2 protein-coding genes and 1 pseudogene are annotated in these 4,996 nt (G+C 55.9%); 1 reads left to right on the top strand and 2 read right to left on the bottom strand.

What is annotated here, in order from left to right:
• Positions 1 to 321: 321 nt before the first annotated feature.
• Positions 322 to 999, bottom strand: coding sequence for a winged helix-turn-helix domain-containing protein (locus ACR3FF_RS25690; RefSeq protein WP_458190940.1), 678 nt, complete (start codon positions 997 to 999; stop codon positions 322 to 324).
• A gap of 64 nt (positions 1,000 to 1,063) precedes the next feature.
• Positions 1,064 to 4,699, bottom strand: coding sequence for a PAS domain-containing protein (locus ACR3FF_RS25685; protein WP_458190939.1), 3,636 nt, complete (start codon positions 4,697 to 4,699; stop codon positions 1,064 to 1,066).
• A gap of 163 nt (positions 4,700 to 4,862) precedes the next feature.
• Between ACR3FF_RS25685 and ACR3FF_RS25680 the strand changes: the two are divergent.
• Positions 4,863 to 4,996 (top strand): annotated as a pseudogene (locus tag ACR3FF_RS25680) (IS5/IS1182 family transposase); the annotation flags it as partial.

The following is a 4,996-nucleotide window of genomic DNA, read 5'->3' as shown; positions in this document are numbered from 1 at the left end:
TAGCAACTAATAGGGTTGAAGCAATGTATAGCTATTGTAAATAATTTTAATAAGCTACTCAATGCTCACTTGTGGCCTATGAGTCGTCAAATCGTGCCCCTTTTTACTGCGCCCTCAGAGGCTGGATGTAGCAGATGACTATGTACTAATCACAGTGAAATTTCTAGTCCTCTACCTAGATGACTTCGTCCGTGCAAATGTTTTTGAATTCGCGGCCGCCGCAGTCAGGGCATTCATCCGCACGAGGCCGAAGGGATCCATCCTCCTTTCTCGCAGTCCGAACTCACCACACGACCTGCACATTATCATTAGAATGCCTTCTCACGCCTCCCGGTGCGTCCGAACGTCCGAGAACCACTCTTCAAGAACGACGTTGCCGATATAACGGATGTTATTCCCGGTTGAGTCCACTTCCACGACTCCAGAGTCCGCCAGTTTCGGGATGTGGCGGTGTACGAGTTCCGCTGTCAAGTTCGAGAGTTCCTGGCCGGAGAGCGGTGTTTCGGCGAGTTCTTCTGCCACCTCTCCCACGGTGAGTTCTTGCTTGTCCTTCAAGAGCGTGAGCATTGCTCGACGTCGGTAATCGGCGAGTACATCGAAGGTTTTCGTCAGAGGGCAGGGTTCGATGTCATCCTGTGTTATGAGCGTGTGAACGTCGGAACTGGTCCAGAACGGATGCTGGGTGCAGTTGATGTAGTCGTCCTCGGTCCGTTCGATCAGGCCAGCCGCTTCGAGATGCGGGAGTTGTATGTGGTGGAGCGATAGCTCGACTCGTTCACGGTCGACGGTAGCGACAGTGTTCGATGAGTCCCCATTTTCACGCGCGGCCATGAGTTGGGCGAGTCGTGACTCCGAGACAGGCGTGTCGCGCGGACGAAGAACGGAAAGGAGCGTCCGTCGTCCCTCGTCAGCGAGTACACAGTAGAGTTCGCTTGCCTCGTCGCTCTCGGCCGCTGTGAATTGTTTGTACCAAGCGGGTGGATCTGCTGCAATTCCCATTACATCCATTGCATGGTGGATAAGGGGATAAGCCGCACTTCAAATCGTTTTGAATGGCTACGAGCTACGCTGTCAATTTGAAGAACGCTTCCATCAATTTACGTTCTCCGTGCCGGAGGTGGTGGGAGACAGTTCCCTGCGTGACGTCCAACCGCTCGGCCAACTCTTCGCCCGTAATTGTGCGTGGCCAGTCAAAGAAGCCGGAGTAGTATGCCACTTCGAGCGTCGTTCGTTGGCGCTCGGTCAATTGGTCGTTCAGGGCAGAAAAGACGTCGCTCAGACGCGGGCTCTCGCGCTCGACTTCGGTTTGCGCGACCACCTCAACGTCCGGATACGCTTCCTTAACTACGTCTTTGACCCCTCGGACGTGGGAGTGCTCTGGCACGTGGACTCTGAGTCGAAACTCCCCGTTCTGGAGGGTCCCGTCTGCAATCCAGCTGTTGTACTTGGCCAGTTTAGATGCAAGCGCCAAGCTACTCTGTTGAACTTCGACCCGAACCCGAGACCCTTCTTCGTCGGTCACACGGTACTCAGCGTTGGGATTGAACGTTTCGATGACGTCAGTGAAAACCGCCGGATCAAGCCCATCGAGGGAGTAGTATGCTATGCTCTGGTCGTCGGGAAGCGGAACGAACTTCTCGATAGAGATTGTGAACGACTCATCATCAGCAGCGTCGGTGAAAATCTCGGCAAACCGTTGAGATTTGAACGTGATTTCCTGGACACGGTCTTCTAGTAGGGCCCGTTTCCGCTCGATTGCATTAATTGCGTGTCCAACGATCTCGCCGAGTCGCCCGATGAGACGACGTTCACTCTCGTTGAACGCGTTCTCACGTGCCGTGTGAATGGTCAGGACCCCGTAGACGCGGTCTTCGTAGGTGATCGGGATCGAGATCTCCGCACGGGATTGTACCTCTCTCGATTGCTTCCACTGGTCGAAGATGGGATCGGAGCTGCTTTCGTATGTGACCTGGACCTCTCCGGTTCGCATCGCTTTAGTGACCAGTCCATAACTCGTCGAGTCATCGGTCGCGGTGGATAGTATCACTTCAGATAGACTCCCATCATCCTGTTCGGCTATCTGCGGGAGGATGTTCTCGCCAAGCCGGTCGAGGTGGCCGACCCAGGCGAACTCGTAGGAGTCGGAGTTCGTGAGGTGGTCCGTGATCGTCCGCTCAATCTCCTCCCGTGTGGACGATTCGATAACGGCATGTGTAATTTCCTGAAATACCTGGTTGAGGCGGTTCAGTGCTGCAAGTTCCTCTTCTCGCCGCTTCCGTTCAGTGATGTCTTGGGACATCGCCAATCCAGCGAATACAGTTCCCTCTTCGTCGGTCACAGGAACAATGTGGAACTTGAGCACCCAATCACCATATTCAATTTCGAAGGATGAGGCCTCTCCATCCAAGGCAGCGTTGTACGCCGGCTCAAGAATCTCGATTTCTTCGGATTTACTACGTTCATGGAGGGTTTTCCCGACAGCCTCGTTGGGCGACCGGTCAAACGCCTCGTAGAGTTGGCCACCTGCCACGAGGTAACGTAAGTCCTCGTCGAACAGGGTGACGATGCCGTTTGGGAAGTTATCGACGATGGTTTGAGACCGACGCTGTGACTCTTCGAGTTCGCGCTGGCGTTCCTTGAGTTCGGTGATGTCCTGAAACATCGCCATGCCGGCGAACACATCGCCCCCTTCATCCGTCACCGGGACTGTCCAGACCGTGAGGGCTTGACCTTCCTGCTCTATCTCGAAGGAGTGTAAGTCTCCGTTCAGCGCGGCTCGGTAGTGCGGTTCGAGAATCTCGATTTGCTCAGGGGTGGCCCGCTCATACAGCGTTTGTTCGACCGTCTCAGCAGGGTCACGGCCAAGTGTCTCATAGAGCTGTCCGCCGGCGATAAGGTACCGCAGGTCCTCATCGAACAGGGTGACGAGCCCATTTGGAAAATTCTCGACGAGGGCTTGATAGCGGTTTTTCGATTCATCGAGTTCCCGTTCGCGTCGCTTTCGGTCGGTGATGTCCTGAGACATCGCCGTGACGGCGAAGACTTCACCCTGGTCGTCACGTACTGGGAGGAAGTGGAACTGGTAGATCCTATCGTTGATTGTATCCTCGAACGCTGACGCCTCACCGTTGAGTGCGGCTTCGTACCGGGGGACGACCACTTCTGCGATTTGCGGTGGTAAGACGTCACGAACGAGTTCCCCTTCCAGATCTGCCCTCGTCACGTCCGTCTTTCCCTCCGGCGTGCCGCCGAACGCCACGTACCGGAAGTCCTGATCGACTAAGGCAACAGCACCACTTGGGAAGTTTTCGATGAGTGTCCGGTACTGCCGGCGATACTCTTCGAGCTCGCGTTCTCGCTCCTTGCTCTCGGTGATGTCCTGAACGACGCCAACCACACGAATTGGCTCACCTTCGTCATAGTAGAACTCGCCTTGTGCCGTGATCCACCGTTGAGAATCGTCTGTACGGATGATTCGGCACTCGAACGTCCACTCCCCCGCCTCGAATGCTTCATCGAAACTCTGGCGAACCCGCTCCCGGTCTTCCGGATGGACGTGATCGATGAACTGCTCGAAGCTCCAACCCTCAAGCTCGTCGTAGCCGAAGATACGGTCGTGTAATGGTGAGCGGATGGGCGACTCTTCGGTCTGTAAATCAAGTTCCCACACGCCCAGTTCTCTGGCTTCGAGCGCGAGACGGAGCCGCTCTTCACTTTTCCGGAGCGATTCCTCGGCCTTCTTGCTCTCGGTGATATCTAAGGAAGCGGCAGTGAGACCGACAATCTTCCCTGTCTCATCGCGGAGTGGTGCGACCGTGAGGTCGTACGACACCTGGCCGCTGGGTAATTCGTACGTGACTTCTTCACGGACGCGCTCGCCGGTTTCGAGCGCCCTCCGCTTGGGTGCCATGATTGACTCTGCGGCGTCGGGCGGTAATAGCTCGTCGTCGCGCTTCCCGATTACAGCGTCCGGGTCGAAGTCCTCGTGGGGATTGGCGATCCACGTATAGCGCAAGTCCGTGTCCAGTCGGAAGGCGACGAGCGGTGAATTCTCCAAGACGGTCCGGAAGTGTTCTTCATCGATCTGGAGGTCGTGTTCCAGGTGCTTGCGCTCTGAAATGTCCTGAAAGTAGACCGACAGGCCCGACTCTGACGGATAGATGACGTTCTCGAACCACGCATCGAGCGGGTCGTAGTAATCCTCCAGAAAGGCTGGTTCTTGGGTTTCGTGCGCTTCGTGGATTGCGGCCTCGAACTCGTCGGTCAGCATAAGTTCGTCGTGGATGTCCCGACCGAGAACGGCGGACTCCTCCAGGTCGAGTAGGTCTTCAGCCCGGTTGTTCACGTAGGTGAACCTGGACTGTTCGTCAAGTCCGTAGAATCCGTCCGTAATCTGTTCCAGCACCTCCTCAACGGCCAATTCAAGTTCACTCCGTCGTGGCCCGATGTCACTTGGATGCGCTACGTTTGCCGATCCATCGAGTGATCGCCACCATACCCTGGCGTTGGCACCCGCCTTCTTTGTTTTCAGGTCTCCACGGCTCACCAACTTCTCCAGACGTTTGTAGACCGTTCGTCGGGCGAGGTTGAGCGTGTCTGCCACCTCCGGGGTTGTGAGTGGTTCAGAGGGGTCGTCGCGCCGGTCGAAGACGGTGAGCGTTTCGGCATAGACGTCCCCCGAAGAACCCGATGATGACATACACGTCCCAATGCAAGGGATACATATAGCGGTTCCGTCGATGGCACTCCGGAACTGACAGCTTCGCTCGTTTCAATCTGGAAAGAGAGTTGGGGATCTCCCTCGTGCTGCATGTGCGCCCTCTATTCAGCACACCGGCTGTACCCCGTCATCAAATGAGAATTTTACAAGAACCATGGTCTCAACCGGGTCGAAGATCCCGATAGCAGCGGAGTTTACACAGGCCAAACAGGCATCCCAAGAGACGGCGATGCGCGTCACATGTGACGCGCTCGCCGTCAAGACACCGGTCTGGAT

Source organism: Haladaptatus ordinarius (assembly GCF_054177595.1).
The sequence above is the reverse complement of the archived record's forward strand: the minus strand, read 5'-3'. Positions and strand labels throughout refer to the sequence as shown.

Excerpts from the sequence above, each read along its gene's own strand:
- ACR3FF_RS25690 (WP_458190940.1), bottom strand. The coding sequence starts at position 999 with ATGGGAATTGCAGCAGATCCACCCGCTTGGTACAAACAATTCACAGCG.
- ACR3FF_RS25685 (WP_458190939.1), bottom strand. The coding sequence starts at position 4,699 with ATGTCATCATCGGGTTCTTCGGGGGACGTCTATGCCGAAACGCTCACC.